General features: G+C 58.8%; 10 protein-coding genes and 3 pseudogenes. 4 read left to right on the top strand and 9 right to left on the bottom strand.

The genetic code is table 11. The features are described 5' to 3' along the window. Positions 1-695: 695 nt before the first annotated feature. Together MLPF_RS14875 and glpX are read right to left on the bottom strand one after the other, a co-directional pair. On the bottom strand, positions 696-2102 hold the full coding sequence (locus MLPF_RS14875; RefSeq protein ID WP_045843513.1) for a class II fumarate hydratase: 1407 nt from the start codon (positions 2100-2102) through the stop codon (positions 696-698). Between the two features lie 26 nt (positions 2103-2128). Continuing rightward, complete coding sequence (glpX, locus tag MLPF_RS14880) at positions 2129-3196, bottom strand: class II fructose-bisphosphatase (RefSeq protein ID WP_045843512.1); 1068 nt, start codon at positions 3194-3196, stop codon at positions 2129-2131. 82 nt (positions 3197-3278) lie between these two features. Here glpX and MLPF_RS14885 point away from each other — a divergent pair, with 82 nt between their 5' ends. From MLPF_RS14885 to MLPF_RS14895, 3 genes and pseudogenes are all read left to right on the top strand, one after another. Beyond that, the gene (locus MLPF_RS14885) at positions 3279-3968 is read left to right on the top strand and encodes a DUF4245 domain-containing protein (protein ID WP_420329626.1); all 690 of its coding nucleotides are present in this window, start codon (positions 3279-3281) and stop codon (positions 3966-3968) included. A 68-nt stretch (positions 3969-4036) separates the two neighbouring features. Continuing rightward, positions 4037-4564: pseudogene (locus MLPF_RS14890) on the top strand (dienelactone hydrolase family protein); the annotation flags it as partial. Between the two features lie 839 nt (positions 4565-5403). Continuing rightward, positions 5404-5541: a hypothetical protein gene (locus tag MLPF_RS14895; protein WP_175266300.1), complete on the top strand. Its 138-nt coding sequence runs from the start codon at positions 5404-5406 to the stop codon at positions 5539-5541. Between the two features lie 592 nt (positions 5542-6133). Here the strand turns inward: MLPF_RS14895 and MLPF_RS14900 are convergent. The 3 genes and pseudogenes from MLPF_RS14900 to MLPF_RS14910 form a co-directional block, all read right to left on the bottom strand. Further along, the gene (locus MLPF_RS14900; protein WP_193386739.1) at positions 6134-6382 is read right to left on the bottom strand and encodes a hypothetical protein; all 249 of its coding nucleotides are present in this window, start codon (positions 6380-6382) and stop codon (positions 6134-6136) included. Between the two features lie 163 nt (positions 6383-6545). Further along, a complete protein-coding gene (locus MLPF_RS14905) occupies positions 6546-7061 on the bottom strand; it encodes a hypothetical protein (RefSeq protein WP_175266404.1) in 516 nt (171 codons plus the stop codon). A gap of 1618 nt (positions 7062-8679) precedes the next feature. Beyond that, positions 8680-9790 (bottom strand): annotated as a pseudogene (locus tag MLPF_RS14910) (M24 family metallopeptidase); the annotation flags it as partial. A gap of 39 nt (positions 9791-9829) precedes the next feature. On the opposite strand from MLPF_RS14910, the pseudogene MLPF_RS14915 reads away from it, so the two are divergent. Beyond that, positions 9830-10726: pseudogene (locus tag MLPF_RS14915) on the top strand (5'-3' exonuclease). 11 nt (positions 10727-10737) lie between these two features. Here the strand turns inward: MLPF_RS14915 and MLPF_RS14920 are convergent. The 4 genes from MLPF_RS14920 to tatA form a co-directional block, all read right to left on the bottom strand. Beyond that, positions 10738-11538, bottom strand: coding sequence for a DUF4333 domain-containing protein (locus tag MLPF_RS14920; RefSeq protein ID WP_045843072.1), 801 nt, complete (start codon positions 11536-11538; stop codon positions 10738-10740). A gap of 64 nt (positions 11539-11602) precedes the next feature. Further along, on the bottom strand, positions 11603-14359 hold the full coding sequence (locus tag MLPF_RS14925) for a DEAD/DEAH box helicase (protein ID WP_045843071.1): 2757 nt from the start codon (positions 14357-14359) through the stop codon (positions 11603-11605). Between the two features lie 24 nt (positions 14360-14383). Then, positions 14384-15313, bottom strand: a complete 930-nt coding sequence (gene tatC / locus MLPF_RS14930) for a twin-arginine translocase subunit TatC (protein WP_156147093.1) — start codon at positions 15311-15313, stop codon at positions 14384-14386. 65 nt (positions 15314-15378) lie between these two features. Further along, positions 15379-15645, bottom strand: coding sequence for a Sec-independent protein translocase subunit TatA (gene tatA, locus MLPF_RS14935; protein WP_045843075.1), 267 nt, complete (start codon positions 15643-15645; stop codon positions 15379-15381). Positions 15646-15693: the final 48 nt, after the last annotated feature.

Consider the following 15693-nt stretch of genomic DNA (forward strand, 5'->3'; position numbering starts at 1 on the left):
CCAAATTGTTTTCCCGCAAACCGGATTCAACCAGTATAATTTCCACCCTTGCTGAACGTGATCGGTTGTCTGACTTGTTTAGGTGTTATGTTGGTACGGACGTCGCCTATAGCGTTATCGAGGAGGGCACGTAGCTGTCGGGAAGGTGCGGTTGAGGTCACAGTTTTTTCATCGACCTGGTGGGCTCCACGCAGTTGGCGTACACTTGTTTGCCATAAGAGTTTGCTGAGGTGCTCAACGACTTTTCCGGATCTTTGTTAGCACCGTTGACGACCATCACAGGTTTATAAACGAATTTGCCGACAGCGCCGCACTGGCCGTGTTTGGCTCGCTATTGTGGATCAACAAAACCCACAGCAGTGGCCTTGGCAGCCGCACGTACTCTCGGTACCCAGCTGCGCCAACTTCCAGTGGACTTCGGTATTGGCCGTATCGACAAGTCGAGTCTTTGCGGGCAACATTTGGTGCTAAAAACCATCATGGATACACCGTGATCGGTAACGCCGTCCATGAGGCCGCACGGCTAGCCGATTTCGTTGAAACCGCAGACCGCTAGATCTTGTGTTTGTAGGCGGCCATCGATTGAGCGAGCGAAGCCGAGTGCTGGGTCGAACGTTATTACATGGCGCTGTGCGGACGCTCGGAGGCCACGCAGGTCTTGGTGCCTTCTGACCTCGACTAACTCCTCAATTCGGTTAGGAATTGGCTGGTTTGATCTTTGCCATCGCCAGCACATCAAGTCGGCGGTCCAGCTCCTCTAGGGACAGCTTGTCCCCGATCAAGCCGCGGTCGATGACGGTCTGTCGGAGGGTCTTGCCCTCCTTGCGTGCTTGTTTGACCACCGCGGCTGCCTCCTCGTATCCGATGGCCGAATTCAAGGGTGTCACGATCGACTGCGACGACTCGGCCAGTTCGCGCAGGTGCTCGATGTTTGCGGAAAGCCCCTTAATACAACGCTCAGCAAACAGCCTGGACACGTTGGTCAGCAGCTGGTACGATTCCAAGATGTTCCGAGCCATCATCGGGATATAGACGTTGAGCTCAAAGGCTCCATTTGCACCGCCCCAGGCAACGGCGGCATCATTGCCGATCACCTGCGCAGCGACCTGAGTAACCGCCTCCGGAAGAACCGGATTCACTTTGCCTGGCATGACCGAGCTACCCGGCTGTAGGTCTGGAAGCTGGATCTCCGCCAGGCCGGTCAGCGGACCGGATCCCATCAGCCGAATGTCGTTGGCAATCTTAGTCAGTGACACCGCGATAGTGCGCAGCGCCCCGGATGCCTCTACCAGCCCGTCTCGGGCGGCCTGTGCCTCGAAAGAGTTTACTGCCGTCCGTAGTTCGGTTAGACCCGTCGCAGCGACCAGTGCCTTGACCACCTTAGCGCCGAAGCCGTCGGGAGCGTTGAGGCCGGTGCCTACTGCGGTGCCGCCGATCGCCAGTTCACCAAGCCGCGGCAGCGTGGCGCGTACGCGCTCGATTCCGGCCTCGATTTGGCGGGCGTATCCGCCGAACTCCTGGCCGAGTGTAACCGGAACGGCGTCCATCAAGTGCGTGCGACCCGATTTGACCACCGTGTGCCACTCGCGGGACTTGGCCTCTAGTGCGGCGTGCAGCTCTTGCAAACTCGGAATCAGATGGCGCACTGCGGCTTCGGTGGCTGCGATGTGGGTAGCGGTTGGGAATGTGTCGTTGGACGACTGTGACATGTTGACGTCGTCGTTGGGATGCACCGTTACACCGTTGGCTGCTGCGATGCTGCCGATCACCTCGTTGGTATTCATGTTGGAGCTGGTGCCGGACCCGGTTTGGAATACGTCGATCGGGAATTGGTCGTCGTGGTAGCCGTCGGCTATCGCGGTCGCCGCAGCGATGATTGCGTTGGCCTTCGCCGGTGCCAACAATCCCAGGTCTTTGTTGACCTGCGCGCAGGCGCACTTCAGCAGACCCAACGCGCGGATCTGGGGACGCTCCAAACCTCGACCGGAGATTGGGAAGTTTTCCACTGCGCGCTGGGTTTGCGCGCGCCACAATGCTATTGCCGGTACCCGGACTTCACCCATGGTGTCGTGCTCGATGCGGTATTCAGCTCTGTCGGCCATGAATTGGGTCCTCTTCATTGCGTGGTTTACGGCAGGGGGTAGGCAGCGTTGTTATCGCCGATGAAGTCGATGGCGGAGTATTCGTTGAGTTTAGAGAGCCGGTGGTAGGCCTCGATCATCCGAACGGTTCCAGACTTCGAACGCATCACGATTGACTGAGTGGTGCAGCCGCCAGCGTAGTAGCGCACCCCCTTGAGAAGGTCGCCGTCGGTGACCCCAGTGGCGCAGAAGAAGACGTTCTCCCCGGAGACCAGATCTTCGGTAGTCAAAATCCGGTCTAGGTTGTAGCCGGCGTCGAGAGCCTTGCGACGTTCGATGTCATCGCGTGGCGCCAGTTGGGCTTGGATTGCTCCGCCCATGCACCGGATCGCCGCGGCCGCGATGATGCCTTCCGGGGTGCCGCCGATGCCGGCTAACATGTCAGTGCCTGATTGGGGTCGGCACGCGGAGATTGCGCCGGCGACGTCGCCGTCGATGATCAGCCGGATCCGGGCGCCGGTGGCGCGGACATCGTCGATCAATTGGGCGTGCCGTGGCCGGTCCAGGATGCACACGGTCATGTCCCGCACCGATAAGTCTTTGACTTTGGCAACCGCCCGGATGTTCTCGGCGATCGGCGCGGTGATGTCTAGCACGTGCGCGGCGTCAGGACCAACGACGATCTTGTTCATGTAGAACACCGCCGAAGGGTTGAACATCGCGTCCCGATCGGCGACCGCCAGCACCGAGATGGCGTTGGGCATGCCTTTGCTCATCAGCGTGGTGCCGTCAACCGGATCGACCGCAAAGTCGCAGTCCGGGCCGTCACCGTTGCCGACTTCCTCGCCGTTGTACAGCATCGGCGCATGGTCTTTCTCGCCTTCGCCGATGACAACGACGCCGCGCATCGAGACTGTGTTCACCAGTTTGCGTATCGTGTCGACGGCTGCGCCGTCGCCGCCCTCCTTGTTGCCGCGGCCCACCCATCGGCCGGCGGCCATGGCACCGGCTTCGGTAACCCGGACAAGTTCCATGGCCAGGTTGCGGTCTGGCGCTTCACTGCGTGGCTCCGTCGATGAACCGGGTCCGAACGAGCCGTCGCCCTCAGCTGTCATGGTTAATGATTGTCCCAGAAGCAGATCCGCCACCTGGAGCTGGGCTCTAGCTGCTACGCAGCAGGGCTGGGATACTCGAGGGGTGAGCTTTGAGTGGCAGCCAAATTCCGAGCTCGTCAATAAAGCGGGTCCGGTGTCATGGTCGGCTAAACCGCGATTGTTGCAGGACGGTCGTGACATGTTCTGGTCACTGGTGCCGCTGGTGGTTGGGTGTATTCTGTTTGCAGGCATGGTCGGGACGTGTACGTTTGTGCCGGGCGGCACGACCAGGGGCACGGTTTGGTTCTACGACGTAGCAGCGGCCTTGCGGGCAGACGCGCGAGCGTTGGGGTTTCCGGTTCGGTTGCCTGAGCTACCCACGGGATGGCGGCCTAACTCCGGTGGTCGTGACGGCATAGAAGATGGGCGTATGGACCCATCCACCGGTCAGCGGCTGCCTGCGGTTACTTCGACCGTGGGATATATTACCCCTACGGGAATGTATCTGAGCCTGACCCAGAGCAACGCCGACGAGGATAAGCTGGTCGCCTCGGTCCATCCTTTTTCCCATCCGACCGGCACTGTCGATGTAGCTGGCACCAACTGGGTTGTCTATCAAGGCTCGGACCAGCACAAAGACCACAGCGGGGCGACTGCCGAGCCAGTGTGGACCAGCAGGTTCGCCAGTCCCATCGGTGCCGCTCAGATTGCGATCACCGGGGCTGGCTGCTCCGGCCAGTTCCGGACGCTGGCGTTGGCGACGCAATCACAGCAGCCGTTGCCGGCGCGTTGAGGCAAAACCAGAAAGAGGCACCCTGATTCCTGCACCCCAAGCGGACCCGTCCGAGTGGTCGGTGAAACCGTTCACTGGCGGCCAGCTACAACAGCTCTACCATTTCACCGACTTGTGTGGCAAGGGAATTCACAATTTTACTCGACCAATAATTAGCGTCCGGTGATGCTGTATGTGTTGGCGTGTGACCTCAATGTGTCAACGCCGGGTAAGGACGTCGGCGCTATCGGTCAGTGCTTAACCGGTGGCTTCGCGCTGGCTGCCGTGGTCGACGACAGCGTGCTGGCGCCGGTGCCCAGTAAGCTATCGCTACCAATCCCGCCGACCACCACGAGCCGCAGCGATCTCGGGCGGAGCCCCTCCACTCTTACGATTGTCGCCGACCGCTGTGCCAATGAGGGTTTGTGCGTCATGGGACTGCGGTTCGGAGACGCGTTCAAGGTGATCGGAGATCGGACACTCGCGCCCAGGGCTACATGGCTTCATCAGGACGGCGCATTCGGTGCTTGACCGATGAGATCCGCGAAGTCGACGGTGAGCCAGTCTACAAGAACCGTAAGCGGATGGTTGAGTTCCTCACCCGGACTCTCACTTAGGCCTAAGTAGGGTATTCGGATTCGGATTGGTGGCGCCGAAGTGTAGTTTATGTGTGCGTCCTGTTGTGGGTGGGTTGCGAGGTGGTGGGTGTCGCGGTGGTTTTGGTGGGTGAGTTGTGATTGTGATCGGTGTAGTGCCGGTCTTGGTGAGTTGATCGGGCGGTGCATTTTGGGAAGTAGGTGGTGTCGGGTGTGTCGCAGCGTTGTGAGTTGATGTGATCGATTGCTAACTGTTTGGGTTGGGTGCCGTTGACTATGATGCGTGAGGTCACCAACGAGGGGCGGCTCGTGCGGTTACGGATCGCTTTGCTGGGTGTTGCACCGATTCGACGCCAACTGTGCTGGTGCACAAGCTGAATCGGGTTATTTAGCGCGCCGTGCCTAGCTATGCAGTGAGCAGCGGGCCCAGCGACTGAAAAGGCCGGCCAGCTGGCCGCGGTGGGCAGTTGCGTACGGTGGTGGAAGCGTTGCTGGCCAAAAAGTCAAAAAGTACAGTCCCGAACACATTGCTGGGGTGTTGGCCAACGACCTCTCCTGACCGGCCCGAAGATGCAGGTACCTCACGAAACGCTGTACAAGGCGTTCTTCGTGCAAGGACGCGGGAAACGACATCAGGTGTTGGCCGGCATGTGTGCACACTGGGTGGGCGTTAGGCACACTACGGGCACAGCGCACCAAAACCGGGCATCGCCATATTCTGGGTATGGTCACCATCGGTGAGCGTGCCGCCGAAGCTGCACGACCGTGCGGTGCTCTAAAACATTGGGCGGGCGATTTAATCATCGGCAAAAACCAGGCCCCCCCACATCAACGCCCTGGCCGAACACAGTATCGGGTTCGTGCAGCTGCGCCACCTGTCTAAGGGCCGCAGCACTGATGTGGTCGCTGCGGCCATGATCACCACACTCAACGCTTTACCGCAGAACCTCGGTAAAACCCCCGGCTTGGGATCAGGGCCTCAAGACGGCTGCTCATAGCCGCATCACCTGTCAAGCACAACCGATCTACTTTTTGCGACCTCACTCACCACCACAACGCGGCAGCAACGAGAACACCAGCGATCTTTTACACCACCTACTTCCCAAAATGCACCGCCCGATCAACTCACCAAGACCGGCACTACACCGATCACAATCACAACTCACCCACCAAAACCACCGCGACACCCACCACCTCGCAACCCACCCACAACAGGACGCACACATAAACTACACTTCGGCGCCGAGAAAGCGCCCCGCCTACTGCAACAGGGCGGGCAGCCGCTGCAGCAGTCCTGGCAATGCCTGACTACTCGGTTGGCCTGTCTTTGGCTGATGCAGGATGCGGTGCGCGGTGCCTTGGTAATACCTTGCCAACCGAATTATACTTGGCATCAACGTAATTCAAGCTGACATAATCCATCAAAAGACCCTAACGTCCTGACCTCTCAAAGGTTTACCCTGCCGCGTCAGCACAGCAACGGCGGCTAACCAACTCATTGATATACGATCTGCGAAACCGCGATTCTGCGAATTCTGTTCAGCATCAATGCATGCACCATCACGTAATCTTGGGCAACGCTGACATTGATCAGCCGAACGCCCTGCTGTGTGTCGCCCCGCCACTTTTAGGCGGCTGCCTCCTAGGGTGGGGTAAGGGCAGTGCCAGCGCGATATTACCGAGTTCTCGCACCATGCGGTAGGAGCAACGCAGGATCTTGCGCTCCACCGCCAGGGTAGGATTCTTGCTGTTGTGGTCCTCGCTTTTGGCCGCAGCTTGGCGGTAGTAGCCGTAATCCGGGGAACTATGCCGGACCACGCACTTGGACGCCTCGAACACAACCCACCGTAGCTCCGACGAACCCTGCCGCAATAAAATGCCTCGGTGAAGACTTGCCTACGGTGACATCCACCCCGGCAAACCGCACCAGTTGATCGGAGCTGGAAAACTGGCGGCTCACCGATCTCGGCCCACATGATCTGCCGCGCAAAGCGAACCGATGTCATAGTGGCACTGCAGCGCTTGGTAGCCTGGTTGGCGCTTGGCGAAGTTCACCAATTGTGTTCTTAGCAAATCGAACTCGGCAATCAAGCACACCAATGTGCTGCAACGCTGTGTCAACGTACTGTCGTCCGATAATTAAAAATTCAGCACTGACCAACACCTGACGAGCCGCTGCCAACAACAACTCTTTGCTCGGCAGGCAGCCCCTCGCGGAACCCTGAGCATGGGTACGTTGCGGCCACGCCAGCCGCTGGTGCATCAGTGCAAAAGACAACCGGCCATCCAACAGCAGCGTGCCCAGCAGCTTCGCATCGGCGCGGTCAGGCTTGACGCTTTTCTTGTGACCCCGCAACGCAGCAACTTCATTCGGACCACTCAGGTTTACTTTCACACCCTCGGCCGCCAGTTCCTCACATACATACCGCCACCCGGTGCAGCCCTCCAGCAGGCAATCCGCATTCTCACCCGAACAATGTTCGACCAGCCAGCTCCATAACATCTTGCGAATCGCCAAACAGAACGGACCCCGGCTTACCAAACCATCGTCGTCGATGTAGTCAATCGAAAGTGATCTGCTACCTATGCACGTCCAGGCTGCCTACCATCGCTACAAGGGCCTTCTCGAGCTCCTGAAAATTTTTCTGAAGCCCAGGTCAACGAGCCTCTGCGCGAGAGGGTGCCTATCATATGTCGTCTTCCATCTGTATTCCATTCAGGGGACGCCCTATAATCGTTTGTAGGGACACCGTCCCTTAGCAATGCGATGGACGTGTGAGATCACGTCACGGGTACACTACGATGAAGAGCGTAAGACTAGGCCAGGCGTGAATAGTCTGCTGGCGAATGACCCAACAACAGCTGCTCTACACAGTATTGCTTCGTACGGCCGCTCACTGAGCCTTAGCAGCACCGACTACTGCCAACATGTCATAGCTTCACCTTGAAGAAGGCGATGAAGGTTTTCCTTGGCGCGCAAACATGTCGGTGCGGGAATCCGCACGCGTATGTCGGGTTCGCGATGCGAAAATGATCGCGGGTGACAGGTATCTCGTCGAGCAATATTACCAGCGGCTGATCGACTACTGCCGCCACTTGATTGATTTGGTTACACGAAGGTGGCCGGCTTGTGTATGTGCACCCTACTAGGGGCCAGGTGGTTGGGCGGAACGTCAGGCGAGCCATTTCTTGACCATCTGATGACGGAGTTTATGCACCCCGATTCAATTACTGCGATGTTCGAACGCATCGCATCACTTCGCCACATTTGAGACACAACTGACCTGGCTAAGGCCGCCCTGCTCCGCTTGGACGGCACCCTGATTTATGTGCAATCGGTCTCCATACTCACCATGTGGGTGGGGTGGGTAGCATTAGCCAGTTAGGTGACTTTACGCGATTTAGTATCCAAGCGGTTAAAAAGACGCTGCGCTACCAAGACTCCCGGTTCGCTCATGTGAGCGACGCTGTTATAGTCACCAGATTAAGCTGCCTCGTAATGAGTTGGAATCCCATCGCCAAGGACACTACCGGCGTCCTGCAGCAAATGCGCTGGAGCAGCTAGTCAACAAAGTCGTTGGCACGCCGATTGAACCGGATGCCATCGTCGATGACAGCGGTCTTCTGCACACCACTCACTACACATTGGCTGGACCGGCCCTGATCTTACGAGTATCGCACAACTGCGATAAACAACGGTTTTGTGCTGTTGTGTAGTGACCAAACGGCGATTCGCCGAATTGAATAACATCTCCAAACCGTTGTAACGACGCTGAAGAAAAGGATAATGATTGTGGGCAGCGACCGGCCACATCGATTCGGTGAATCCAGCGTCCCAGCGCATCCTAGGTATCAACAATCGAAATCTCGTGGATGAGCATTGCTCGTGTGTTGCAACTTTTCCCGCTACGGATCCAACGATCAAGCAATCGGTTGCGGGCAGCGCGAGCTTGGCACGGTTTTTCGGTTGCGTGAACCCCCAACCGGCCAGGTGTTCAGTTTTGATCGCAGCATTGACAGCCAACGGCGATAGCTGTCGGCACACTCCAGGCTCCGGTGACAAGGCCGACCAAATTACTACTGCACCTGGTCGAGGCCTGGAAGACCACTACCGGGCGAGTACACCCCTGACGACTGGGAACAACGATAAGCTTATGCGACCGGTTGTTAACCAAGAACGCACCATCCTCTGATACAACGACGATGTCTTCGATCCGCGCACCCCAAAGCCCCGATAAATAGAGCCCAGGCTCAACAGAAAAGGCCATGCCGGCAGCCAACTGCAAATCGTTGCCGCTGAAGATATAGGGTTCTTCATGGATCGACAGGCCGATACCGTGCCCGGTGCAAGTGCACAAAATATCCTGCAAATCCAGCCTCGGCTGACACTTTACGAGTGACCGCGTCGACCTATGCAGCAGGCGAGCTTAGACTGACCGCCTTACAAACCGCACGTTAGTCCCGTTGCAGGACCGAATACTGTTACACCACATCCCTGTTGGTATCGCCAATGCTGTATGTACGAGTCAAGTCGGAATGGCATACAGGAGCATAGGTGCCCCTGATGTCGACTACGACGATGTCTCCGATCTGGAGTTTATGATCCGAGTATTCGTTATGCAGGCCGGAGTCGACGAATATACACACAACCTCCGAATGTCACTCGGTTACAATCGCTTCAGCGATGTCAGCAACTACCTTGCTCCAATTCGGACTGAGAACCAAAAACTCCGGTACTCGGGCATGCACCCGATCGATGGCAGTACCTGCTTTGTGCAGTACATCGACCTCGGCCGCCTCCTTGACCATCCGCAGACCACTCAGAACGTCAGTAGACAGGACTGGTAGCACGTCGAGCACACTGTTCAGTGGTAACAGGTGCAACGCCGACGTGGAATCGGTAACGGCGGTCGCCGCAGGAGCGCTGCCCCAAACGTCGCTCACTAAACTGATACGGATCCTCGCCATCGACCCAATACCGCACCACCAGGACAAGTTCCATCACAGCTGACGTTTTGAGCAAAGACCGCTCCCAGCCTCAACACCACGACCGTCGACTCGTCGGCGGCAGGCAGTACCAACGCGGTTAACCACTCGAACGTCTGTGCTTGCGAACCGACCAGATAGCACAGATCCTAGCCTAGGTTGACGACCAGGACGGTCAGCTCTGCCGCCGGCAGTCGCGGCAGAGCTGACCGTCCTGGCATGCACATTGGCGTCTAATCGGTGGAATCCATGGCAAGTCAGGCCAGCCGCGCCGTCGGCGGCGCTGGCAGGATAGCCGACATGCCCGCACTCTTGCTCCCGCTCGACGGCTCCAGAATGTAGTTCAGGCTCCTACTTCGGGGTACCGTCATGCCATCACCGCTCCCAACAGCCGGCCGATCAACGCCGTGCGCGGATTCATCGATTCGATGGCGGTAGAGATCGATCACCCGGCAGCGACGGAGCCGGCTGGTGGTATTCGTCGACCCGGATTGGCGACCGCAATTCAGTGGCAATCTTATTGCACCATATAAGGCCCACCGCGTAGCAGAAGAAAGCAGTGGCAGCCCGACATAAAAGAGACATAAAATGAAGTGCCCGACGAACTAACATCGCAACTGAACACGATAATGCAGCTGCCGGACGCGTTCGGGATCCCAACGACGGGCGCACCGGGTTTCGAGAACGACGACGTGCTGGGCACGCTGACAGCTCGGGAATGCAGCGATCCGGTTGTAGTGGTCAGCTGCGACCGCGACTTGCTGCAGTTGGTAGCCGACTCCCCCGTTTCCGTCCGGGTGCTATACCGCGGCCATCAACTGTCCCAAGCCACCTTGTACGGGCCCGCCGAGGTAGCCGAAAGTTTTTCCGTGCCGGCGGATCACGCTGGGATCGCGTACGCTGAACTTGCACTCTTGCGCGGCAATCCCGTCCAATGGCTTGCCAAGTGCTTTCCGGCATAGGGGAGAAGACGGCCGCTACCCTGCTGGTTCGGCACGGCTCACTAGATCAGATCCTGACCGCCGCCCATGATCCCACATCAGAGATGGCGAAGGGATTGCGGACGAAACTGCTAACCGCGGCGTCCTGCATCCAGGACGCAGAACCGGCACGCACCACCGAACCTAGCGACTCAAATGGACATTCGGATCGTCCATCGCACGGCTGCAGAAGACGCTCGACACGCTTCCCTGGTGACGAGCGTCAGCCTATTGAGGTCGACCGACCTCGTAGGTACCTTTATCGTCTTGAAAAGTAACCGTCACGCGCTTTTGCATGCCATCGATACTGACGCTGCAATCGAAGGTGTCACCCTTCTTGATGGTAGGGTCTGAACCGTTATTGCACTTGACGTCTTTGACATTTTTTGCGCCGTAGCCGTTAGTCTCGTCAGTAAGGACTTGCTGCACACCAGTCTGAGCCTTGTTGACATCCAACTTGGTAGTGACTAACCACGCTGGCCACAAAAAGCCAGTTACCAAGATGGCAGCGAAGATCAGCAAGCCAATCACGCCGGCGATGCCGCCTATCAGAGCAACAAAACCCTTCGTGCCCGGTTGGTCATAAGGCTGGAATTGCTGTGGGTATTGACCTGGCGGGCCGTATTGACCTGGCGGGCCGTATTGACCTGGCGGGCCGTATTGACCTGGCGGGCCGTATTGACCTGGCGGGCCGTATTGACCTGGCGGCGGGTACTGACCATACTGGCCGGGTTGTGGGTATTGACCGGGCATACCGAACTGGGAAGGCTGGGCACCGAAATATCCAGGCTGCCCATAGCCGGGTGCAGCCGGTGAATATTGATGCGGATAGGCGAACTCGTTCGGCTGCGGGTAGTTGGGGTGCTCGGAAGGCGCGTACGCCGGCGGGTGCCAGGTTGCGTCCTGGGTTGACGGTTGCCGTTGCCAGGGTGAGGCTGTCTGGGTCGGCTGGTCCGAGGATTGGTTTTCCACACCCTCACCGGGCGGTTGCCACTGCTTACCCGGATCCGATCCCTGCGGTTCGCTCATCGTTTCTCCTCAGTTTTCTTGCTTCCTTGACACATCCGGGATACAACCGAAGCTCCGGCCCAGCCTACCCGGCGTCAACTGCAACGATGCCGCGCCGGACATCGTTTATTGCGCGCTTAGCTGTGGCTCGCAAATCAGGGTCGGGGGCAGCGTTGCGAAGTTGATCCAATAGGTCGAGCACCTGGCGGCAACTGCGCACAAAATCCCCCGCTGATAACGGCACACCGTTACCCGCCGCGTCGGCCGCAGCTAACACCATCGCTAAATCACCGGTCCGAGCCCAGCAGTAAATGACATCGACAAACCCGTCGTCGGGTTCACGGCTCAACGCGATTCGGTGCCGTTGCTCATCGGCGCGCAAGATCGCGGATAACCTCGAAGTGTGTTGCAGCGCCTGGCATAACCGCGGTGTGGGCGCCTCGGCGTCAACTGGGCCACCGGGGCCGTCATAAACACGCGTTTCGTAGAGCACCGCTGAGACCACGGCTGCTAACTCCGCGGGCCGCAAGCCTGCCCATGCACCGGTTCGCAGGCATTCAGCGACCAACAAATCGCTTTCGCTGTAGATGCGGGCCAACAACCGGCCGTCATCAGTAACTTGGAGATCATCAGCCGGGCCTTGGATGAAGTCGCGCTCGGTGAGCAACCCGACGATCCGATCAAAAGTCCGAGCCAACGAGTTGGTGGTTGCGGCCACTTTAAGCTGCAGCTGCGCGTTGTCGCGTTCGATGCGCAAATAGCGCTCGGCCTGCCGTAACTGGGCGTCCAAGCCGGGTGTGTCATGTGACCGATGACGACGCAGTTGCGCGCGCAACGACGCGAGCTCGGGATCGTGCAATGCACCGTCATTAAAGCCGTTTTTATCGACTCCACCGCCGACATCAAAAACTGACAACCGTGTGGCGGCCGATAGCAACGCGGAGGCTAGCTCACGACGAACCCGCGGCTGGCGATGTTCGACCCGCTTGGGCAACGTCATCGAGCCAACCGGCGCGGCCGCACCTACATAATCCGACGAGGAAATCCGTCCAGCCCATCGGTGTTCGGTGAGCACCAACGGGCGCGGGTCGGAGCTATCGCGGGCAGATTCGAGAACCACCGCCAGTCCGCCGTGCCGACCATGCGTGATGGTGATGATATCGCCTCGCCGCAACGCCGCCAACGCATCATTGGCCGCCTGCTGACGCTGTAGCCTAAACGCGCAGGAATGCGCACGCTCAATCTCTGCGATCCGCGCACGTAGCCGAGCATATTCGAAAATAGGCGCATCCGGCCCGCCAAGTTCAGAGGCAATATCGCCAAGCATCTGAGTACCGCGTTCGATGCCTCGGACCAACCCGACGATGGATCGATCGGCTTGGTATTGGGCAAACGACTGCTCTAGCAGCTTGTGCGCCTGCTCGGGACTCATCCGGTTTACCAGGTTGATCGTCATGTTGTACGAAGGCACAAACGAACTACGTAGCGGAAAGGTACGAGTGGAAGCCAAGCCGGCCACCGCTGAAGGTTTGCTGGTGTCTTCGCCGGGGTGCCAGATCACCACCACATGACCCTCGACATCGATGCCCCGCCGGCCGGCGCGGCCCGTTAGCTGGGTGTACTCCCCCGGCGTCAGCGGAACATGCTGTTCGCCGTTGAATTTCACTAGCCGCTCAAGCACCACCGTGCGCGCGGGCATATTGATACCCAGCGCCAACGTCTCGGTGGCAAACACCACCTTCACCAGCCCCGCGGCGAACAACTCCTCGACAGCCTGTCGGAATGCCGGCAACATCCCAGCATGATGGGCCGCCAGACCGCGCATCAACCCCTCCCGCCACTCGTAGTAGCCGAGTACCGTCAGGTCGACGTCCGCGAGACCACCACAACAATGGTCGATCATCTCCGCAATCTGGGCGCGCTCCTCCTCGCTGGTCAGCCGCAGCGGCGACCGCAGGCACTGCCGAACTGCGTCGTCGCAACCGACCCGAGAGAACACAAACGTGATCGCCGGCAAAAGTCCTTCGGCATCCAGGATCGCGATTACCTCCGGGCGCGCAGGTGGCCGGTAGAAGCCCGGCCGGACACCGTTGCTTCTCCCCCTCTGCCGGCGGGGATTTCGCCCGTCCGACCTCCGGTCCGCCTCGCGGCGATGTGCGATGTGACGTAGCAGGTCAGGGTCGACGCGAGATTGGTCGACGTTGCTGTCGTAATCGAACAAGTCGAAGAGCCGCTTACCGACTAAGACGTGTTGCCACAATGGCACCGGCCGATGTTCGTCGACGACCACCGTCGTATCGCCGCGTACGGTCTGGACCCAGCCACCGAACTCTTCGGCGTTGCTCACTGTCGCCGACAGACTGACCACTCGCACCTCATCGGGCAAATGCAGGATCACTTCCTCCCATACCGGACCCCGCATCCGGTCGGCAAGAAAGTGCACCTCGTCCATAACCACATGGGAAAGTCCTTGTAGTGCAGGCGAATCAGCGTAAAGCATGTTACGCAGCACTTCGGTGGTCATTACCACCACGGGCGAATCACCGTTCACCGATTGGTCACCAGTCAGCAACCCGACCCGGTTGCGGCCGTAGCGCGCAGTGAGGTCGGTGTGCTTTTGGTTGCTCAGCGCTTTCAGCGGTGTGGTGTAGAAGCACTTACCACCAGCCGCTAACGCAAGGTGTACGGCGAATTCGCCGACCACGGTCTTGCCGGCACCGGTCGGCGCGCAGACCAGCACACCATGGCCGCGTTCAAGTGCCGCACACGCCCGCTGCTGAAAATCGTCGAGCGAAAAGGGCAGTTCCGCGATGAACCGGACCAACTCGGCCAGGTCAGTCATGCTGCCGCCGCGCGGCGCCGACGTTTATGTAACGTCGTCATTAGACGTAGCAGTATACGACCGTTCCGGTATCGACGAGGGCGGCTCGATGGCAGACGCTTCATCGTCATCGATTAAGGCTTCACGCTTGACTTTATGCTTGTCGTGCAGCCGAGCTACCTGGATAGCCAGCTCGAGCAGCATGGTCAGAGCCGCTCCAAGCGCTGTCATCGAAAATGGGTCAGATCCGGGCGTGAATACAGCCGCAAACACAAACATCACGAATATTAGACCACGACGCCAAGACTTCAGCTGCTGATAGGTCAGAAGGCCAGCGATGTTGAGCATGACGATCAACAGCGGGAACTCAAAGCTGACCCCGAAAACCACCAGAAGGCTCAACAGAAAACCGAAATACCGGTCGCCGGAAAGCGCGGTCACTTGCACACCGCTACCGACAAGCAGCAAGAAACCCAACGCTTTGGGCAACACCAAATGTGCCAGTACAGTACCGCCGACGAACAGCACCGCTGCCGGGACCACGAAAGCCATCGCGAAGCGACGTTCCTTCGTGTAGAGCCCCGGCGTGATGAACGCCCAGAGCTGGTAAAACCACACTGGGGAGGCCAACACGATCCCCGCGGCCATCCCAACCTTGATTCGCAGCATGAACTGATCGAACGGCGCTGTGGCCAACAACCGGCACTGCCCGTCGGCACTGATATCCGCACGTGCCGCTTGCGGCAGCGAACAGTACGGACGCCGTAACCACTCGCCGAGACTCTCCCACCCAAAGATGGGATGGGAGTACCAGATGAACCCGAAAACTGTGGTGACCACGATCGCGGCCAACGAGATCAGTAGCCGGGTCCGCAGCTCAGTAAGGTGGCCGACCAGCGACATAGTCGCATCTGGATTGGTGCGACTGCGCCTGTAATGCCGCTTAAGTCGTTTGAGGATGCCACAGACACGCACTAAAGCCCTGCAACCGTTCACGACGTTTGGTCAGTGACGCTCTAGGAGTGCGACGGTGTGCCGTGTTAAGCCGACCGCGCCTCGGTGTGACCCTGCTCGGTCGACCACGGCGGGTCGACCCGCTGGGACTGCGCGGCCGTGGGGGTCAGCATTGGTTTATCAAGGGCGGACGCTTCCACCTGGTTCTCGGTCTGCATTTCACGTAGTTCGGACTTAAAGATGCGCATCGACTTACCCAACGAGCGCGCCGCATCGGGGAGCTTCTTGGCACCAAACAGCAGGACCACTACGACAGCCAAGATCGTCCAGTGCCATGGACTAAGACTGCCCACTTTATTTACCTCCAGACATCCAGCGGATGCTACAGCAGCAGCCCCACC

Source organism: Mycobacterium lepromatosis, assembly GCF_000975265.2.
Classification (GTDB): domain Bacteria; phylum Actinomycetota; class Actinomycetes; order Mycobacteriales; family Mycobacteriaceae; genus Mycobacterium; species Mycobacterium lepromatosis.

Coding starts and splice junctions, on each gene's coding strand:
- MLPF_RS14875 (WP_045843513.1), bottom strand. CDS start 2,102: ATGGCCGACAGAGCTGAATACCGCATCGAGCACGACACCATGGGTGAA.
- glpX (WP_045843512.1), bottom strand. CDS start 3,196: ATGACAGCTGAGGGCGACGGCTCGTTCGGACCCGGTTCATCGACGGAG.
- MLPF_RS14920 (WP_045843072.1), bottom strand. CDS start 11,538: ATGAGCGAACCGCAGGGATCGGATCCGGGTAAGCAGTGGCAACCGCCC.
- MLPF_RS14925 (WP_045843071.1), bottom strand. CDS start 14,359: ATGACTGACCTGGCCGAGTTGGTCCGGTTCATCGCGGAACTGCCCTTT.